We start from the raw sequence: 284 nt of genomic DNA on the forward strand, positions 1-284 counted from the left end.
CTTGAGAACCTCTCAAAATACCTTGAAAAGCCGCAGTGCCACCGTCTGCCCACATAGAGTTAATCGGGTCTAAATCTGAGAGCTTGTTCGATAGGCGAATGTTCGAAAACTGCGATGAATTGGAAGAACCATGCGCGTTAAATAAATTTGTTCCACTCACACTATAAAAATCAGGCTGTAACCCCGACTTATCAGTAAACATCGTCGACACTGATGTCGATAAATCTACATAGTTGTATACGTCTGCAACCAAGTAGTTATCTTGATAAATCACATCCTTAATA

The 284-nt window shown here is 40.5% G+C and carries 1 pseudogene; it reads right to left on the reverse strand.

From position 1 onward, the window contains the following. A pseudogene (locus AB4512_RS22825) lies at positions 1 to 284 on the reverse strand (pilus assembly protein TadG); the annotation flags it as partial.

The sequence above is a fragment of the Vibrio sp. 10N.222.52.B7 genome, assembly GCF_041474275.1.
Classification (GTDB): Bacteria; Pseudomonadota; Gammaproteobacteria; order Enterobacterales; family Vibrionaceae; genus Vibrio; species Vibrio crassostreae_C.